Here is an 18802-nt window from a genome sequence, read left to right as displayed (position 1 = left end):
TTCCTAAAACGTCTTTACGAGTTGGCAACATGAAATAAGCGGTCAAATTGATGCAAGATGTTAGATGCTCGATGTCACAATAGTAGTGTTGCAATTGATTTTGAAACTTGCACTTGTGTTTGACATTTGTATTTGTATTTGATTTTTGAATTTGTTTTCATAAAGTTTCATTAAAACTTAGGGTAGCTTTTGGTTAACTCATTAGCTTTAGTGACCAAACAACCTCCTATGTTCAAAAAAATACTTCCTTTATGCCTCTTTTTTCTATTCGCCTATTCTGGTAAAGTCCAAGCGCAGACGAACGAGAAGGGTTTTGGTATCGTCAATCTGGAACGACATCAGTTTACGTTCAATATTTTTGGTCCTGGTATTCGTTACGAACTGGGATTATTTAAAAACGTCAGTGTTTCCACTAGTTTCAACCCTGCTTTAGCGTATTATTCAGAGGGATATACCTTCGGTTTTGCCTGGCACACCCGACTGCGGTACTATCTTAATTTTGAAAATCGCCTGGACGTAAATAAGAATACTACCGGAAACTCTGCAGATTATATTTCAGCGGCCCGCAGTGTGTTTTGGGGACCCTTACAACTCGCAGATAATCTAAATGCCCCAAGCGATTTTGCCATCGCCTTTTATGGTGGGGTTTATGGCGTACAGCGTACCAATAGAAAAGGATTCAACGTAAACGCAGAACTCGGTTTTGGGTATTATCGTGGTGACGGAGTTTCAAACGGTTACGGACCGCTGCTTAACGTGACGTTTGGTTGGGTAGCTACGAAGCGTAAATCTACTAAACCCATATTCGATTAAAACATAATTTTTTTTAAGTCATCCATATATCCACGGCTTACTCTAACAACATCAGTGTTTTCCATAGTAACGTCATAGCTTTTTCCATACCTGTGTAATTCCTTGACCTTGTTCAGGTTTATTATTGAGGATCTATGAACGCGCATAAAGGATTTTGGATTTAGTTTTTCCTGAAGATTAGTAATACCGTAATTACTCAAAAAAATAGAGGAGGTAGTATGTATTTTAGAGTAATCTCCATAAGCTTCAACCCAAATAATATCTGAAACGCCAATCGTGACTAATTTTTTATTTAATTGGACTAAAACCCGCTCTGGGTAATCATCTTTTTCCATGATTAAGCTTTGAGCCAGACCGCCAACATTTTTATCGCTCGTTTCCAAACGTTCAATTGCCTTTTTAAAACGTTCCTTGGTATAGGGTTTTAATAGATAATCTACCGCATGTACTTCAAATGCCTGTAATGCATACTGGTCATAAGCCGTGGAAAAAATTATTTGTGGTATCTCTTCTAAATGAGATAATACCTCAAACCCTGTTTTACCGGGCATTTGTACATCCAAGAAGACCAAATCTGGTTTAAAACGATTTATTTCTGTAACGGCATCTACGCCGTTATTAACCTCACTTATTAACACAAGTTCTGGAAAGGCCTCTAAATATTCCTTAATCAGTTTACGCCCTGCTATTTCGTCATCGGCTATTAAGACCTTCTTCATATTGCAAATTTTACAATTAAGCCATTGGGCGAATTATCTACAAGCTCTAATTGACTCTCATACATTTTTTGTAATCGAAGTGCGGTATTGGTCAAACCTACGCCCTTATTGAAGACCGCGTTCTTGTCTTTTACCCCAATACCCGTATCGGATATTTCAAATTTTAATTTGCCGTTTTCTTTAAATATATATATTGAAATAGTGCCTCCTTCTATAAGACTAGACAGACCATGCTTTATAGAATTTTCCACCAAAGGCTGCAACAGCATCGGAGGAATTTTCTCTTGCATTAAATCTTGAGAAACTTTTATATCAATATAAAGTCGGTCTTGAAAGCGTTCTTTTTCTAGGTTTAGATATTTCTGTACAAATTCTAGTTCTTCGCCCAAGGATACCAATTCTTTTTTAGATGCCCTCAATTGATACCGAAATAGGTCAGATAACTGCGCTATCATATTACGCGTTTTTTCGCTCTCTGGGGGTAAAGATGCGTTTATAGTGTTAAAGACATTGTACAGGAAATGGGGGTTTAATTGGGCTTTTATAGCCGCAAGTTCACTTTTGAGCGCTGCTTGGCGAAGTTCCCCTTCCAATTTTAGTTTGCGTTCGTTCTCCAAAAAATACCTATAAACGAAAAAGCAACCGAATTGAATGAACAGGAATAATAAAGGAATGTACCAATCCCAGACCGTACTTGTTCCCCTTAACCTATTCTCACCAAGGGAGTCTATAATAATATATCTGAATTCCCGGACTAAATAGGATAGAATGGGTATTAAAAAAATCACAGCGGTCATTTGCCAATTACGAGATTTTTTTCTGAGCAAATAGAAACCTAAGTACCAAATCAGAATTGAAGCTAAAAGTAAAAAAGCATACTGACGACCAGACGCCAACCAAAAACCTTTAAGGTCTAACCACCCCCAAAATCCCCCATCTTCATAACGCCTACCATTATACCATAAAACGATTCTGTAAAGCCATGCAAAAAGAAAGTAGAATAGGAGAACTGCAAAAACCTCTTTTTTCTTAAGTGCCGCTTTGTCATTATGTTTAAATGAATCCATCTTTAGAATTATAAATATTAAATTTCAAAAACGTACCAGAATTCCCCGTATCTAGGATTAAAACTAAGTTTTAAAGTACCATCCGGAGTTTGAACAAGATAGTGATTTGTAACTTCAATTTCTTCGTTCTCTAACCAGGCTCTTACTTTACCATAATCATATTTAAAAACCAAGCCATTGCTAAACACGGCTAGTAGATTATAACGTTCAGATTTATGGCTGGACAATACAATTTCCTTCCGTTCTAAACTTGGTTTATTTTCATTTTTAACCCTTTTATAATGGGTAATCTTAGAGGGACGGTCATTATACTTATAATTTCTCCGTTCTGCGGGGAGGGCGAAGATTTCAAGTATTCCACCATCACTCGTAATGAGTTCTGCCTCGGTATTCCAAGGAGTCTCAATTGATAGGGTATAGTTGCCTTTTAAGGTTAAGGCTTCATCTTTTTTTATCAAAGTTGAATCACCCAACGCGTTGATTATGGTAATCTCTGCATTTTCAGGATAATTATAAGTAGTCTGATTATTTTTTACCACTATGGAAAAGTAGTCTTGAGCATTGGAAAAATAAGAAATGAGAAAAGCGAGAATTATTAATATGGGCTTCATAATTTTTGTTTTTGATTTGAATCAAATGTATAGTTCTAGATTCTTTTGAGGAATTTAAAACCGATGAACCGACCCATAGGGAGTTCAAATGACCGGGACCATTGAGCAGGTTATAAGGCCATCCAACGACTTCTGTTTTCATGAACGCAGTGAACAATGCATTTTCGTCCCGTCGAATTTTTAAATCTTGTAAACATGAGAATTTTAATTGCTGGTATAGCGTTCCTTTTGCCTTTCGTTATTAATTCCCAAACCCTATCAGGAAAGGTTTTGTCTCAAGAAAGGGAGGTAGTTCCTTTTGCCGCGGTAACCTTAAACAATCCCGTAGATTCTAGTTTGGTCAAGGCTACTATAACCAATGAAAAAGGACTTTTCAAGTTCAACGAAGTATTAGCGGGTAAATACCTGCTACAAATAACCAATCTCGGATTTGCTGATTTTAAAAAGGAGGTAAATTATACGGGGAAATCGATAAACCTGAATGAGATTTTATTGGTAATCGCGGCCGAGAATTTAGATGAAGTAACTGTATTGGCAGAAAAACCAATGGTTCAGGTCCTAGCAGATAAGACCGTTTTTAATGTAGAGAACACCATTAATGCTACTGGAACCAGTGCTTTTGAACTGCTACGTAAAGCCCCAGGTGTCGTTATGGATAATTCCGGTGGAATAATCGTTGAGGGAAAGGTTGGAGTCCAGATTTTTATAGATGGTAAACTGTCTATTCTACAAGGTGAAGATTTAATGAACTACTTAGAAAGTTTACAGGCAACCGATATCTCAGCTATTGAAATTATTACACAACCTTCTTCAAAATATGATGCCGCGGGGAATGCAGGTATTATAAATATTAAACTCAAAAAAAATAAGAGCTTGGGTACCAATGGAACAATTACTGCAGGAGTAACCATTGGAGATTTTGCGCGTTATAATTCCAGTGTCAATTTTAATATCCGGGAAAAGAAGGGCAATCTATATGGTACCTATAGTAACCGGTTCGGAAAAAGTACCAATTTTCTTAATTTACTTAGAACCCAGTCGGGAACGAGGTTCGATGCTCGCACCAATAGTATTTATGACCGTAACAGTAATAATCTAAAGCTGGGATATGATTTTTATGCTTCGTCAAAAAGTACCTTTGGATTATTAGTAAATGGTAATTTTAATAATGGTTTTGTAGATAACAATTCCAGAACACCTATTAGGCCCGTTGGAAATACAGTTAATGACAGCGTTTTAGTGGCCAACAGTAGAAGTGCCAACACTTCTTCTAATATTAATGCCAATGTCAATTATAAATATGCGGACACGCTCGGACATAGTTTCAATGTAGACTTTGACTACGGGAAATATAATAGCGATAGGGACGCCACACAACCTAATGTATATTTTAATGGTAGTGAAACTGAAGTTCTACGTGAAAATATTACCAGCCAAAATACCCCAATTGAGATTTCGATAATCACTCTTATGATGGATTATGAGCAAAATCTCTTTAAAGGGAAATTAGCTGCTGGTTTTAAGCTAGCTAGCGTTAAGACAGACAATACATTTGACTTTTTTAATCGTATTGACGGACAGAGTATTCTAAATGTAGACCAAAGCAATCAATTTAAGTATAATGAAAATGTAAATGCCGTCTACGTTAATTATAACTACAAATGGACGAAATGGAATTTACAAATGGGCTTAAGGGTTGAGAACACATATTCTGAAGGTAATTTACTAAGTTCAACGCAGAACGAAGATGCAAGAGTGGAGCGGAACTATACCAACTTATTTCCTTCTGGAGGGTTAACCTATCAGATGAATCCAAAAAATCAATTCGCCGTTACCTATAGTAGAAGAATACAACGGCCTAACTATCAGTCTCTGAATCCTTTTGAATATGTAATTGATGAGCTCTCTTTTCGAAAGGGTAATCCTTTTTTACAACCACAGTATGCAGATAATTTAAAACTGTCACACACTTTTAACTACAGACTTACGACGTCTATAAGCTATAGTTATGTATCAGATTTTTTTGCTCAGGTGACCGTTGCGGATGGGCGTAGTAGAAATTTTATAACAACAAGAAACGTGGCGGATAATGAAGTCATAAATTTTGGGATATCCTATCCTAAAAAAATCAAGGAATGGTGGGATGTTTATTTAAGTCTCAACGCTTATACTAGTAATTATAAGGCCAATAGTCCAGAATTTTTACCCGTAAGGCAGGAAACTTTAAGTCTATATGCACAAAATACGTTTTCACTACCAAAAGAAATGCGAATAGAACTTTCAGGGTGGTATAGTTCGCCTACGGTATGGGGTGGCACATATCAAACAAAGTCACTCGGGTCCTTGAATTTGGCATTCCAAAAGAAATATTTTCAAGATAAGTTAACCGCTAGGCTGGCTTTTAACGATATCCTTTATACCATTCCATGGCAGGGAACTACCCAATTTGGGGACTTGTTTATCAATGGTAGCGGCGGAAGTGATAGTAGACAAGTTGCTTTTGGTATTACATATGATTTTGGTCGGGACGAGATTAAAAAAGCTAGGAAAAGGAAAACAGGACTACAGGATGAACAAGATAGAATTGAATAGTAAACTTGGCTTACTATTTGATGCTAAAAAGCTTAACCAAAAAATCGGACAAGCTTTATGAAAAATTTTTTATGCATTGTTTTATTAGTTTCATTCTCATTTGACATTAATGCGCAGTCAGGAAAAAATGTAGAAGAAAATCAATTTAAGATCAATATTATTAATCCCGGTATAGAATACGAAGCAGGCATAGGCACTAATCAAACCATTAATCTAGGGTTGGGTTTTCAATTTGGGGCATCTGGTGGAGGCAGTGAGTTCAACTATGCTTTTCTACCTGCAATTAATGCGCAATACCGGTATTTCTATAATATGGGAAGAAGACTTGATAAGGGTAAACGAATAGACGGCAACACGGGCAATTATTTAGCGGCATCTGCTACATTATTTACATCCGATGTTGTTATAGGTAATGTAGAATCTGGTTCTGGAACCGCCGGTTTTATGGGCCCCGTTTATGGTATTCAAAGAACATATCCCAAAGGATTTAATTACACTATGGAATTTGGCCTTGGACTTTACTTTTCGAGTGACGAAAATTTTCAAGCGGTCGATACCGGTTTTGGTCCTACCATAAGCTTTAGCATCGGTTGGGTTATAGGAAAGAACAAAAACAAGTAAATTGAAAACCAAACCTTCTCAAAATCAGTAAGATAAAAATAACATAAGATTGTGCGTACATGCAAAAAATAGAAGTATCTTTGCACGCTTAAAATAGACCTTATGTCCGCAACTAAAAATATTGCAATCATTGCACACGTAGACCACGGTAAAACTACCTTGGTCGATAAGATAATGTATCACTGTAGCCTTTTCCGAGAGAACGAGAATACGGGAGACCTTATTTTGGATAATAATGACTTGGAACGGGAACGTGGAATTACCATTACCTCCAAGAACGTGTCCGTTGTTTATAAGGATACCAAAATAAATATTATAGATACCCCTGGTCACGCCGATTTTGGCGGGGAGGTAGAACGTGTGCTAAACATGGCAGATGGTGTATTGTTGTTGGTGGATGCCTTTGAGGGCCCTATGCCGCAGACGCGTTTTGTGTTGCAAAAGGCAATCGATTTAGGGCTAAAACCATGTGTGGTCATTAATAAAGTGGATAAAGAAAACTGTACGCCGGAAGAAGTGCATGAAAAAGTATTCGACCTTATGTTCGAACTAGGTGCCGAAGAGTGGCAGTTAGACTTCCCTACTGTTTATGGTTCTGCAAAGAACAATTGGATGAGCGAGGATTGGAAGGATGAAACGGACAGCATTGAGCCACTTTTGGATATGGTCATTGAGCATATACCTACTTTTAAGCCTACCGAAGGAAATACGCAGATGTTGATTACTTCGCTGGACTTTTCTTCGTTCACAGGAAGAATCGCTATTGGGAGATTAACCCGTGGAAACTTAAAAGAAGGACAACAAATTTCTTTGGTAAAAAGAGATGGTAGCATCGTAAAATCTAAAATCAAGGAACTTTTTGTTTTTGAGGGGCTAGGACGTAAAAAAGTACAAGAAGTAGAGACAGGTGATATTTGTGCCCTAGTAGGGGTGGAAGGTTTTGAGATTGGCGATACGGTTGCCGACCTTGAAAATCCAGAAGGTTTAAAGACGATTGCTATAGATGAGCCTACGATGAGTATGCTCTTTACCATTAACGATAGTCCATTTTTTGGTCAGGATGGTAAGTTTGTAACTTCACGTCATATCAAGGAGCGCCTGGAGCGGGAATTGGAAAAGAACCTTGCTTTGCGCGTTAATGAAACCGATAGTGCGGACAAGTTTTTAGTTTTTGGTCGTGGTGTATTACACCTTTCGGTTTTGATTGAAACCATGAGAAGAGAGGGCTATGAACTACAAATAGGTCAGCCGCAGGTAATCATCAAGGAGATTGATGGTCAAAAATGCGAACCGATAGAACACTTAACAATCGATTTGCCAGAGGAAGTTTCTGGTAAGGCCGTGGAAATGGTATCTATCCGTAAAGGGGAGATGACCAGTATGGAGGCTAAAGGAGACCGTATGTTGTGCGAGTTTCAGATACCTTCTAGAGGTATCATCGGTTTACGTAACCAATTGCTTACCGCTACGGCAGGGGAAGCAATTATGGCGCACCGTTTTTTAGAATATCAACCTATGAAAGGCGATATTCCGCAACGTCAGAATGGTTCTTTAGTGTCGATGGAGAAAGGGAAGGCCATTCCGTATTCAATTGATAAATTACAGGACAGAGGTAAGTTTTTTGTAGATCCAGGTGAAGATATTTATGAAGGTCAGGTCATTGGCGAGAATTCTCGTGGAGACGATATGACCATCAATATTACAAAAACCAAGAAGTTATCTAACGTACGTTCTTCAGGAGCGGACGATAAAGCAAAAATTGTTCCCGCGATTAAATTTTCGTTGGAAGAGGCTTTGGAGTATATTCAGAAAGATGAGTATGTGGAGGTTACCCCAAAGCACTTGAGACTCCGAAAAATATTCCTGACCGAAGTAGATCGGAAGCGAAACAAAATAGCCTAATTCAAAGCCCTGAACTTTTCAGGGCTTTTTTTATGAAATGTTGTCACCTATTTTACGACAAAGAATCTTTAAAACAATCAACATGAAGAACACCCATTTAAAACTACTTACACTTATTATTTTAAGCGTTTTTTTAGGATGCAAGGAGACGCCTAAGAACGCAGAGGACAAAGACAGTATAGCCAATGAAGCCATGAGCGCAAATGCTACCGTTCCTACTGCCTGGATTACTAATCGGGTTGCGAAGGCCAAAGAAAAGTTGAATCGAACAGACGCGGGTAAGGTGGTCTGGAATGCCATGGAAGCGCATGGTGGTTTGGATACCTGGTACGGTAACGGACCATTGTCGTTCAGGTTTAATTACCAGCCCTTGGATACGACCAAGGCGCAACGGGATAGCTACCAGACCGTTGATACTTGGAGCAATAAGGCAAGACATACTAGTGCAACGGAAAGCACAGCGCATTATGGTTGGTCTGGAACTACCGCTTGGATTAAAGCGGCGGATAGTTTGGCGTTCAAGTACGATACTAAATTTTGGGCCTTGACACCTATCTACTTTTTAGGGCAGCCTTTTATTTTAGATGGTGAAGGGGTGAATTTAGAATTGCTTCCGCAGAAGACGTATAAAGAATCGCCTCAAGATGTGGTCAAAGTTACATTTGATGCAGGTACGGGAGATGCTCCGGATGATTATTATATTCTTTATTTTAAAGAGGATACCCACCAACTAACGGCCATACGTTATATTGTTTCGTATCCTGCTTATTTTAAGGATGGTGGACATCTACCCGAAAAGTTCATGGAGGTAATCGGTGCTACTACGGTTGAAGGAATTCTATTCCCTACAGGATATAAAACCCATTGGCTTACGGATCAGGAAACACCAGGGGAATATATTACCAAAATCGATGTTTCTGACATACACTTTGAAAAACAAGTATCCAAAGACTTCTTTGATGTTCCTGAAGGAGCAAAGATTGTAGAGTAAGTTAAGGAACTTATTGTAACGAAAAAGCCAAGCAACTGCTTGGGCTTTTTTATATTCATATTGTATATTTTCTGAAACCTAAACTTTAGGAGCCTTGTGTAACGTTGCCGCAGCGGCACCGATAATCCCTGCTTGGTTCCTAAGTTCCGCTGGTATTACCGGAGTTTCTATGGTGATATATTCTTTAAACTCATCAAAATTCTTAGAGGTGCCACCGCCTAAAATAATCAAGTCTGGTGCTATGATCAAATCCACGTACTCTAGGAATTTATTAAATCGTTTTCCCCACTCCTTATAGCTGAGTTCTTCTCTTTCCTTTGCCGAAGCGGCGGCCCATAATTCTATTTTTTTATATTTTTTATAGGGTATTTGGCCTAGCTCAAAATTCGGGATTAACCTACCGTCCAGAAAAGCACCGCTACCCAATCCGGTTCCAATGGTAATCATCACCACAAGACCCTTTTCTCCTTTTCCAATACCATAGGTCATGGTGGCATATCCTGCGGCATCGGCGTCGTTGATGACCGTAAAGTCAAGGCCCGTCTTCTTTTCTAAAAGCTCTTCTACATTAAGGTTAAGCCAACTTTTATCCAGATTGCCAGGAGACTTACAAACACCTTTTTTAATCACCGTTGGAAAACCGCACCCTACTTTTCCCTTATAGTCAAAATGTTGTATAATTTGGTTTACCACATCCGCCATATCCTCTGGAGTTCTTCCAGCGGGTGTTTTAATCCGATGGCGTTCGGTCAGCATTTCACCGGTTTCCAAATTTACCAAAGCTCCTTTAATTCCCGAGCCACCTATATCAATTCCAAGAACTGCCATTATTTTCTTTTAAACTTTTGCGCAAAGTAACAAAAAAGAATTGGCTCCAAGGAATTTGATGGTGGTCCGGCGCTTTATAAGGGTGTAAAAACAAAAAGGAGGCCTAAGCCCCCTTTTTTAATCAGTCCATTAGTTTTAATGCAACTATGGTGTTCGTATTGATATCTTCATTCAGTTCGTCCGTTTCGGTTTCGGTTATAAAGGTAATCTGGAATTTCTTGCCGATATATTTTTTATCGCTTAACTCGTAGGATTTTAAAGCTTCATCCGATATATGATGAAACTCGATGTAGTAACCGTCTTTATCAGTGAAATTATAGAAATCGTCTTCATACCCAACGTAGGTAGCAACTGTTTTTTAGGTTTCCTGTACCATCAAATTAGAGATTGAAGAGGCGGTCAATAGCATAGCAAGTAGTACTGTTTTCATGGTTTTTTTATTTAGCTTAATATTATTTTTTCTTGAAGTTATGACCCCGATTTTAGGAGTCTATTTTCGCTGTAAATGAAATGAATAAATACATACGAATGTCTTTTTTTATGATTTATTTATGACATTTTTGTTTGATTGTATTTTACTGATATTCAGAGGCCTAAGGTCTATTTTTTTTAGTTGATTATTTCGAAATAAAAACAATATTGATTCAAAATAGATGTTACCTTTGATTGACAATCAGGAATTGCTTACTTAGAAATAAATGAAATTAAAATACTACGCCGTTCTGTTCATTTTATGGGGGACTACGTTTGCCTACGGTCAAAATGAACTAAGAAATACAAAAATCACCGATCAGATTAACACCTATAAGAACGATATTCGAGGTCCCTACAAGGATATTCGTTGGTTTTGTACCGACGGCAGCATAAGGGCGCCTAAAGACCCATGCCCCGATAATATTGGTCCAGGGGCGCAGCATGCACGCTATAAAGATGAGGTGGTCGCTTTAGGAAAAGACCATCATATTTATATCGGACAAATCTTAGCGTACACCTCAAAGGAGGAGTTTTGGGATGAGGATAAGAATCAATCCCGATTGAAACAATATCAGCTAGACAAGTATTTGCGCAGTGTGGATAATGGTTGGGTAAACCAAAAAGGACAGTTTTACCGTGGGGCGGTACAGGTAGAGGACGAGGAAGCATGGGGCATCGATTTTTATAAATGGTTATTGGCAAAGGATAAGGTTCTGACCGAACAGTATTTTCTGGTAAGGCAATCCTTAAGGGATGTGCCCCATAGTGGAGATGATAATATTTCGCAATTAATGCGAAGCCAATCCAAGGTTATTTCCGATATGTACTTGCCTTTTATGGACCTTCGTGTTAAAATCCATAGCTTACCAGAAAAAGGGGACATTCAAAAAGTAATCGAGTTCAAACAAAAAAACGGGAGTAAACTAACGGCTGACCTAAGCAAAAAACTGGACGGACTCGTAACCACAATGAACGTGTTTTTTGCTCCAGTAGATGGCGAGAAGTTAATAGAAAAGGCCAAATTGACACATGGTACCGTTTTAGGCGATAAAATTGTGGCCTACGCAAAAAACACGGCAACGACCAACGCTGCCGATGCCTTAGTTTCCCAGACGGCGCAGTTACTTTTAGATATCAGGGAAGGTCTTGTAGAGGAGAAACGTCCTATGGCCCGCTTACAGTTGTTGGAGGTGAGCTTAAAATTGGAGGAAATTTTATTTCAGAATGCCCAACAATGGGTGCCGGATACGGTCAGCGAACAGCTAGAGAAAATATGTGCCTTAGGGACTGCTGCTGCTGGTGCTGGTTATATAGAGCTTTGGGAATGGAACGAGATAATAGGCACCCTGAGTCAGTTTGAAAAAGAACAATTACCCCTAGCCGAGCTTACGACCGTTTTGGAAACTGCCAGGGGAGCGGTAGAATGGAGTGCCGCCATGGTAAAGGCGAACTACCAACATATCGTGGACACCTATACCGGATTTGAACCCAGGGCCTATGGTTTTATAGATGACCGTATCAGAGGTTCCATTGCTTTGCATTTGGGCAAAAGTGTGGGCGAATTGGGCGATTTTATCGCTAGGGAATCTGCCCTGACCAATAAAGTGATGGCTATTCCCAACCAAAGTACCTTCCGTGGTCTTAATCCCGGTTACGCTTTTGGAGAGCTTGTTGTTATTGGAGGTTCATCCGAGGATATTGAAGTGTCTTCCGATAAAATCTATATTTTTCAGCGTTCCCCGTCAGATTTAAAACCGGTTGCGGGCATTGCCACCGTGGCAGAGGGGAATATGGTTTCCCATGTACAATTATTGGCACGTAACCTTGGTATCCCCAACGCGGCACTTTCAGATGAAAATTTGCAAAGTCTAAAGCAATATGATGGGCAACGTGTTTTCTATGCGGTTTCCAATAAGGGCAATGTTATCCTTAAACCGGAAGCACAAATGACGGACCAGGAGCGTGACCTTTTTACGAAGAAGGAGCGTAATACCGATAAGATAGCGGTACCTATAGAAAAAATACAACTGGACAATACTAGCGTATTGAACATGCGTAACGTAGATGCCAGTGATTCCGGAGCACTCTGCGGTCCCAAGGCAGCCAATTTGGGACAATTGAAAAAGATGTTTCCGGAGCAAGTGGTAGAGGGACTGGTAATTCCGTTCGGGATTTTTAGGGACCATATGGACCAAGAAATGCCTGAGCAAGGAAAATCCTACTGGACCTACCTGAACGATATGTTTGCGGAGGCCGAAAAAATGAGGACGGCAGGTGTTGCCGAACCCGAAGTAGAAAACTTTCAGTTACGCCAGTTGGAAACCTTACGCGATGCTATTAAAAAGATGCCGCTAAAAAGTACCTTTTTAGCGGAAATAGAAACGAAGTTCAAGGATATCCTTGGCAAACCCCTCGGGGAGATTCCTGTATTCTTACGTAGTGACACCAACATGGAAGACCTTAAAGACTTTACAGGTGCCGGTCTTAATCTTACCTTGTTCAATGTGCTGGATAAGGATAAAATTTTATTGGGTGTAAAAGAGGTTTGGGCATCGCCCTATACGGAGCGCAGTTTTAAATGGCGTCAGAAATATTTATTGAATCCGGAGAATGTCTTTCCGTCTATTTTGGTCATACCAAGTGTGGATGTGGACTATTCCGGGGTATTGATAACGAAAGGCATCAATTCTGGCAACGAGGCGGATATGACCGTGGCGTTTAGCCGTGGTGCCGGTGGTGCCGTAGACGGGCAATCTGCGGAGACCTATACCATTTACCAAAAAAGTGGCGCACGTTTGTTGGCACCTGCCAGAGACCCGTTTTACAATAGTTTACCGGCTACCGGGGGAACGGGCAAAAAATCGGCCTCGTTTCAGCAATCCGTCTTGAACATCAAGAATATCAATGCAATTAGGGAACTGGCCTATACCATTAGAAAAACCCTGCCAGAAGCTACGAATTCGGATTACGAGGGAGCGTACGATGTGGAACTCGGTTTTAAAAACGACAAGCTATGGTTGTTTCAAATACGTCCCTTTGTGGAGAATAAAAAGGCGGTCAGCTCGGGTTATCTGGAGTCCATCACCCCAAAAATAGACACCAACAAATCCATCTCACTTTCTAAGAAAATATCATGAAAAAAATCACAATATTGCTGTTCCTGTTCATTTTAGGTTCCGCCTTTACCACCTATACTTACTATCCTATAGACGGTTACGAGCTTACGGGCATCAAACGCTTAAAACGTTTGGAGCGTATTAAGAATGGCGAAATCAAGGATGCTACTGCTTTACCTGCCGGCGCTATGAAATCTTGGAGCGATATTCACCTGAACCTTTTGGACAGAAAGGCGGATAGTGCCATGGCTCTTATGACTATAGATGCCGATTTTCAAAAGGAGATTAGCGGACTTTTTCGTGGACTCGATAAAAGTTACTCACTTACGGTCTTGGATATCTCCGACGTGAACAATATTAGGTATGCGGAACGGAACGAAACCGCTGGTTACCAACCGGGGAGTGTTGGCAAGTTGGCTGTCTTGAACGGGTTGTTTGTGCAACTGGCTAAAATTTATCCCGATTCTTGGGAAAAACGTACGGACTTGTTAAAAAATAAATCGGTCAAAGCCGGTGTATGGGGTCTAACGGACGAGCATACCATTCCAATTTACAATATAGAAAAGAATACCTTGGTAAAGCGGCAGGTCGTTGCCAGTGATGTATTCACCCTTTATGAATGGGCAGACCATATGCTCTCCGTAAGCAATAACGGAGCAGCGAGTATTGTTTGGCGCGAAGTACTCTTAATGGCCGCTTTTGGCGAGCAATATCCGGAGTTGACCCAAGAAGAGACCGATGCCTATTTTAAGGAAACCCCAAGAAAGGAGTTAACGGACCTAGGTAACGACGTGGTGAATCTGCCCTTACGGGATTTGGGAATTACGGCGGACGAATGGCGATTGGGCAGTTTTTTTACCCGAGGTGCCAATACCTTCGTGGGAGATAAAGGAGGCAGTATCGGCTCACCACAGGGGCTCATGAAGTTCTTGGTGCAGCTGGAGCAGGGCAAGGTGGTAGACGAGCAGTCTAGCCTAGAGATGAAACGGCTAATGTATATGACGGACCGCCGAATACGCTACGCCCAAGCACCGGCATTAAAGGAAGCGGCCGTGTACTTTAAATCCGGTTCCTTGTATAAATGTGACCGAAGTAAAGGGGAGGCCTGTGGCAAGTATATGGGGAACGTTACCAATTTTATGAACTCCGTAGCCATCGTGGAGCACCCGGATAATTGCAAATATATGGTGGTGTTGATGACCAATGTACTGCGTAAGAACTCCGCTAGCGACCATATGTATTTGGCAGGAAATATTGATAAGATCATTCGGAAATAATGGGGTAATTGTAGACACTACTCATAAGCACGCTACTTTGATCAATAGGGTCTTTTTTATTCAAGGATAAACGTTTGTTTTCGCTTGTAATCGCATACGATACGGCTATGATGAACGAACAAGGGGGTTGAAACGATTTTCACTACATTGTACCTACAAAAGATATATAGATCATATGGTCTATTTTCAATTGTTACAGCACATATGACATTTAAACAAGCCTTTATAGCAATATCAATCTTTCTGCTTTTTTCGAGCTGCGAAAAAAAGCAGACGGATTTGGAATTTGAACAATCAGTTGCCTATGAAATATTCCCGGCTTTGATGGGAGAACTTCATTACAATACTAGACTCGGACCACCGCCACCGCCAACACCAATCTACGATACAAATGAAAAATTGATCGGATATGATACGATCATTGCGGAAAGGACAATGACCGAATGGCAAATGAAACTTGCGGAATTCAAGGCTGATTCCGTGAGATTGGTTATAGCCGTTGATGATAGTACCAGACTGTTGGAAAAAGAAGAACGAGAAGAACTACTAAAGTACTTTTCGGACAAAAATTTAATTCTGGATACCTCGGATTTATCAAAAAATTACAAAATAGAAGTGAACAGACTTAAAGCAGAACCAAAACTAAAATTCAAGTATCGATCAGAATTTCCAGCGGCCAGTGACATGTGGAGCGAAGAATACGATTTCCATTTATCTGGAACAACCGGTTTTTCAAGAATTCAATTCGATGCGACCAAATCATATGGAATCCTGCACAGCGGGTTTGGATGCGGAAAACTTTGCGGGACGGGATTTCGGGTTTTAATTAAAAAAGAAAAAGGTAAGTGGATTATCGAAAAAATGGTGGCAATTGAGATTGCGTAGAAAAAAAGTGCTGTAACAATGGTAGCCGTTGCACAAGCCCTAGTCCAGTTCGCTTAACCTAAGATCCTTTTCTTTTTCCTTAAACCAACGCTTCCTTAGCCTCTCTCGCAAAAGTCCTTAATTTGAGATCTTCGCTATCCGTATACCTTTCTACGATAGGCAGGTACTTTACCTCTTTTTGTTGTGATATAAGGTAGAGCACGGCCAATTTTACTTTAAGGTCGTTTTCCTGTAGTAGCAATTGAAAACATTCTAGCTCTGTCGGTATCTTATGCTTAATTTTTTGAAGTTCGGCCTCAGAGGAAATATCCACTGCGGAGTCCTCTATAATGGGTAGCAGTTTGCGTTTTAGGTCGCCCGTTAAAAGGTTGTCTAAAAATTCTATGGCATTGGTTTGCGCTTCCTCTTTTTCGCTCAGGAGGCCTTCATAAGCAATATTGATATCGGTTTGGCGATAGCGTAGACCCAAGAGTTTAAAAATACGTTCCAGACCGGCATCCAACCTTCGTTCTAACAGTTCCAAAAGACTGGTACGTGCTTCGCGCTCCGCATCGCTGATTTCCTTTCTGGACTTTTTTCGGTTCCGATAGGAAATAATAATTTGGGTATGCATGGCCGCCAAGGTCTGGTGGTGCAGCTTGCATTCTTCATAGATACTGGATACCACTTTGTACCGGTTAAATTTCAGTTCCGGATGCGAGCTGCGCATGGTACTCAAGGCTCGGACCACCTCTAGGCGAATGGTCAAATCGGTGTCCTTTAAAAGTAGGAGCAAGCTTTTTACGGCCTGCTTCGAACTAAAGGACTGTATCACCATAGGAATAAAGCGTAACACCGGTAAGGGCTGTTTTCTTTTTTGAACGTTCTCCGTAAGTACCGGTAATAATCTTGGTCCGTAATGTTGTAGAGCCTTGACCGTAGTTTTTCTTTGCTGCTTATTAGCAAGAAAAGGAAGGAGTTCCGTTAAAAACATAGGGTGCATGCTTTGCCCCATGGCCCTAATGGTTTCAGCGACTATTTCTGGGTCCGGATGTTCAAGATATTTCAGAAGCACCGGATAAAAATGGGGCAAGTTGGCCACCCCGATGGTCTCAATAAGCGGTTTTATGTCTTCGGTCCACGCATCTCTGGCACCTATATTTTTTAGCTGCTGCTCCAGCAGTGCTCTTACGTTAAATTGTTTTTGTAGAGCGAAATTATCCCGCACTTCCCTAGCCAAACAATATAGGGCGGCATTCGCGATTCTAGTGTTGGTATGGTTAAGGTATTGTTCGTACACAAATTCCGATTCCTTTTCTGCAAACCGCAATACATAGGCCAAGGTCGCCACAGTAAGCTCATGATTATCTATCTTTAAAAGTAGACCAATATCGGCGGTCATACTTTTACTGTTCAGGAAATATAGGTTCTGGATGGCGGCGGTCTTTACTTGTACGGACGGATGGTCTAAAAGGCGTTCTACAGCTTCCTCAAAACGCTTATCGTTGATTTCCATCAATTTTTGGAGCATAAAAAGGATTTGTTCTTCCGTTCCGTTATTAAAAACGGTACGCATTCCCTGTACCACCGAAGCCGGCTTTTCCGAAGACTTTTTTGTGTTCGTTTTTTTATCCGTAAGGATTTCCAGGTTGGTTCGGAAAGTCCGATAGTATTCCTTTCGAACTTTGAAAATAAAGAACAACCAAAGTACCACTAGGGCCAAAATAAGCACTCCAATATAGAAGGAGGGCAAATCCAACCCCCGGATGACAAAAATTAGGAGACAACCGGCAATACCGGTAGCGATACTGTCTACGACCACATCTATAAAGGATTTGGTCTTGTTCTTCAACTCAAAGGGTAGGGGCAGTGCCAATAGTTCCGAAGCGCTTTTATGAACGGATTGTTTCAGGATACCGTCCATCGCCTTGATGACCACAACCGCAGAAAGCTCCGGTAAGAGTAAAAAGAAAATGCTTCCACCAAAAATACCTATCGGAAGTAATAAAAGTGAAAACCCGACACCCCAAATGCCTACAATACGGTGGGTGAAGAATAACTGTATGACTAGGGACAATAGATTGAAGGTTGAAAACCAAAATGCGAAGAAAGCGGTGAGTTCATCCGCATCCTCAAACGTCGCCGCCGCAAAATCGCTGAACAGATAATCCACCAACTTAGCGACCAGTACACTTACTGCCACGATACACGCAATGTAGCTCAGGTGTTTTGATTTTAAAACAAGACGTAAAGGTCGTTCTGCAGTGCTGACCGTTCTTTTTTTCTCTTTAAAGTCACCTAGGTTTTTAACGCGGTTAACCCAGACCTTTTGTAGTAAGGGTATACAAAGAAATAATAGGAATGCCGCAATAAATACTAGATTTTCATTGCCAATATAGGGCGCGAGAATCGAGGTAAGGTATCCCCCTATGATTCCGCCCATGATGGCACCAGAACCTATGAAACCAAAAAGTCGTTTTGCTTCCCTAACGTTGTACACCAAATTGGCCAACACCCAGAATTGTGATGCGGAAAGTACCGCATAAATGGCTACCCAGGTATAAAAAAAGTACAGGACAAAGATATTGATGATGTTCAAGGTCAATAGGATTCCCAGACCTATAAGAATTACGATAGAACTTATTAAGGTGGTCTTAATAACCTTATTGAGCGCATATTTGGACACGGCACGGGAGTAGAAAAAAGAACTGACCATGGCCGTAACGGCCACCAATAAAAAGGCAAAAGGTAATTGCTCCACACCAAGTTCAGAAAGGAACAGTGCATTTACGGTGGGCTTTATGATCAATAAAACCGTTATGGTCAAAAAGATATAGGAGAGCATCCAAAGGCATACTTTGAATTCGCCCTCCCGTATATCAAATAGCTTCTTTACTAAATTTTTAATCATCCGCTTGGCGGAACAC

At 40.4% G+C, this 18802-nt stretch carries 13 protein-coding genes; 8 read left to right on the top strand and 5 right to left on the bottom strand.

Features of this window, described 5'->3' with window-relative positions; all coding sequences use genetic code 11:
* The first annotated feature begins 228 nt into the window (after nucleotides 1–228).
* On the top strand, nucleotides 229–813 hold the full coding sequence (locus EJ994_RS08840) for a hypothetical protein (protein WP_126592120.1): 585 nt from the start codon (nucleotides 229–231) through the stop codon (nucleotides 811–813).
* Here EJ994_RS08840 and EJ994_RS08835 read toward each other — a convergent pair.
* Genes EJ994_RS08835 through EJ994_RS08825 form a run of 3 tightly spaced genes read right to left on the bottom strand, consistent with a single transcriptional unit; the run spans nucleotide 810 to nucleotide 3210 of the window.
* Nucleotides 810–1532 (bottom strand): LytR/AlgR family response regulator transcription factor, encoded by a 723-nt coding sequence (locus EJ994_RS08835; RefSeq protein ID WP_099572760.1) that lies wholly within the window; start codon nucleotides 1530–1532, stop codon nucleotides 810–812. The genes EJ994_RS08840 and EJ994_RS08835 overlap by 4 nt on opposite strands.
* Entirely contained in the window at nucleotides 1529–2599 is a 1071-nt protein-coding gene (locus tag EJ994_RS08830) for a sensor histidine kinase (protein ID WP_126592119.1), read from the bottom strand. Before EJ994_RS08830 ends, EJ994_RS08835 begins: the two co-directional genes overlap by 4 nt.
* Nucleotides 2600–2616: 17 nt before the next feature.
* Nucleotides 2617–3210 (bottom strand): hypothetical protein, encoded by a 594-nt coding sequence (locus tag EJ994_RS08825; protein WP_126592118.1) that lies wholly within the window; start codon nucleotides 3208–3210, stop codon nucleotides 2617–2619.
* A gap of 195 nt (nucleotides 3211–3405) precedes the next feature.
* Here EJ994_RS08825 and EJ994_RS08820 point away from each other — a divergent pair, with 195 nt between their 5' ends.
* From EJ994_RS08820 to EJ994_RS08805, 4 genes are all read left to right on the top strand, one after another.
* The gene (locus EJ994_RS08820) at nucleotides 3406–5802 is read left to right on the top strand and encodes a TonB-dependent receptor domain-containing protein (RefSeq protein WP_164721441.1); all 2397 of its coding nucleotides are present in this window, start codon (nucleotides 3406–3408) and stop codon (nucleotides 5800–5802) included.
* A gap of 57 nt (nucleotides 5803–5859) precedes the next feature.
* On the top strand, nucleotides 5860–6423 hold the full coding sequence (locus tag EJ994_RS08815; protein ID WP_126592116.1) for a hypothetical protein: 564 nt from the start codon (nucleotides 5860–5862) through the stop codon (nucleotides 6421–6423).
* Nucleotides 6424–6525: 102 nt separating this feature from the next.
* A complete protein-coding gene (gene typA, locus EJ994_RS08810; RefSeq protein WP_099572765.1) occupies nucleotides 6526–8325 on the top strand; it encodes a translational GTPase TypA in 1800 nt (599 codons plus the stop codon).
* A gap of 82 nt (nucleotides 8326–8407) precedes the next feature.
* Complete coding sequence (locus EJ994_RS08805) at nucleotides 8408–9316, top strand: hypothetical protein (RefSeq protein WP_126592115.1); 909 nt, start codon at nucleotides 8408–8410, stop codon at nucleotides 9314–9316.
* 78 nt (nucleotides 9317–9394) lie between these two features.
* Here EJ994_RS08805 and ppgK read toward each other — a convergent pair whose 3' ends face one another.
* Entirely contained in the window at nucleotides 9395–10144 is a 750-nt protein-coding gene (gene ppgK / locus EJ994_RS08800) for a polyphosphate--glucose phosphotransferase (protein WP_126592114.1), read from the bottom strand.
* A 698-nt stretch (nucleotides 10145–10842) separates the two neighbouring features.
* Here ppgK and EJ994_RS08795 point away from each other — a divergent pair.
* The 3 genes from EJ994_RS08795 to EJ994_RS08785 all read left to right on the top strand — a co-directional run bounded on the left by EJ994_RS08795 (nucleotide 10843) and on the right by EJ994_RS08785 (nucleotide 15896).
* Nucleotides 10843–13755: a PEP/pyruvate-binding domain-containing protein gene (locus EJ994_RS08795; RefSeq protein ID WP_126592113.1), complete on the top strand. Its 2913-nt coding sequence runs from the start codon at nucleotides 10843–10845 to the stop codon at nucleotides 13753–13755.
* Nucleotides 13752–15011 (top strand): serine hydrolase, encoded by a 1260-nt coding sequence (locus EJ994_RS08790; protein WP_126592112.1) that lies wholly within the window; start codon nucleotides 13752–13754, stop codon nucleotides 15009–15011. The genes EJ994_RS08795 and EJ994_RS08790 overlap by 4 nt, the downstream gene beginning before the upstream one ends.
* Before the next feature lie 204 nt (nucleotides 15012–15215).
* Nucleotides 15216–15896, top strand: coding sequence for a hypothetical protein (locus tag EJ994_RS08785; protein ID WP_126592111.1), 681 nt, complete (start codon nucleotides 15216–15218; stop codon nucleotides 15894–15896).
* 79 nt (nucleotides 15897–15975) lie between these two features.
* On the opposite strand, the gene EJ994_RS08780 is transcribed toward EJ994_RS08785, so the two are convergent.
* Complete coding sequence (locus EJ994_RS08780; protein ID WP_126592110.1) at nucleotides 15976–18786, bottom strand: NTP/NDP exchange transporter; 2811 nt, start codon at nucleotides 18784–18786, stop codon at nucleotides 15976–15978.
* Between the last annotated feature and the right edge of the window lie 16 nt (nucleotides 18787–18802).

This window comes from Maribacter sp. MJ134, assembly GCF_003970695.1.
Classification (GTDB): Bacteria; Bacteroidota; Bacteroidia; order Flavobacteriales; family Flavobacteriaceae; genus Maribacter.
The sequence above is the reverse complement of the archived record's forward strand: the minus strand, read 5'-3'. Positions and strand labels throughout refer to the sequence as shown.

Coding starts and splice junctions, on each gene's coding strand:
- EJ994_RS08840 (WP_126592120.1), top strand. CDS start 229: ATGTTCAAAAAAATACTTCCTTTATGCCTCTTTTTTCTATTCGCCTAT.
- EJ994_RS08835 (WP_099572760.1), bottom strand. CDS start 1,532: ATGAAGAAGGTCTTAATAGCCGATGACGAAATAGCAGGGCGTAAACTG.
- EJ994_RS08830 (WP_126592119.1), bottom strand. CDS start 2,599: ATGGATTCATTTAAACATAATGACAAAGCGGCACTTAAGAAAAAAGAG.
- EJ994_RS08825 (WP_126592118.1), bottom strand. CDS start 3,210: ATGAAGCCCATATTAATAATTCTCGCTTTTCTCATTTCTTATTTTTCC.
- EJ994_RS08820 (WP_164721441.1), top strand. CDS start 3,406: ATGAGAATTTTAATTGCTGGTATAGCGTTCCTTTTGCCTTTCGTTATT.
- EJ994_RS08815 (WP_126592116.1), top strand. CDS start 5,860: ATGAAAAATTTTTTATGCATTGTTTTATTAGTTTCATTCTCATTTGAC.
- typA (WP_099572765.1), top strand. CDS start 6,526: ATGTCCGCAACTAAAAATATTGCAATCATTGCACACGTAGACCACGGT.
- EJ994_RS08805 (WP_126592115.1), top strand. CDS start 8,408: ATGAAGAACACCCATTTAAAACTACTTACACTTATTATTTTAAGCGTT.
- ppgK (WP_126592114.1), bottom strand. CDS start 10,144: ATGGCAGTTCTTGGAATTGATATAGGTGGCTCGGGAATTAAAGGAGCT.
- EJ994_RS08795 (WP_126592113.1), top strand. CDS start 10,843: ATGAAATTAAAATACTACGCCGTTCTGTTCATTTTATGGGGGACTACG.
- EJ994_RS08790 (WP_126592112.1), top strand. CDS start 13,752: ATGAAAAAAATCACAATATTGCTGTTCCTGTTCATTTTAGGTTCCGCC.
- EJ994_RS08785 (WP_126592111.1), top strand. CDS start 15,216: ATGACATTTAAACAAGCCTTTATAGCAATATCAATCTTTCTGCTTTTT.
- EJ994_RS08780 (WP_126592110.1), bottom strand. CDS start 18,786: ATGATTAAAAATTTAGTAAAGAAGCTATTTGATATACGGGAGGGCGAA.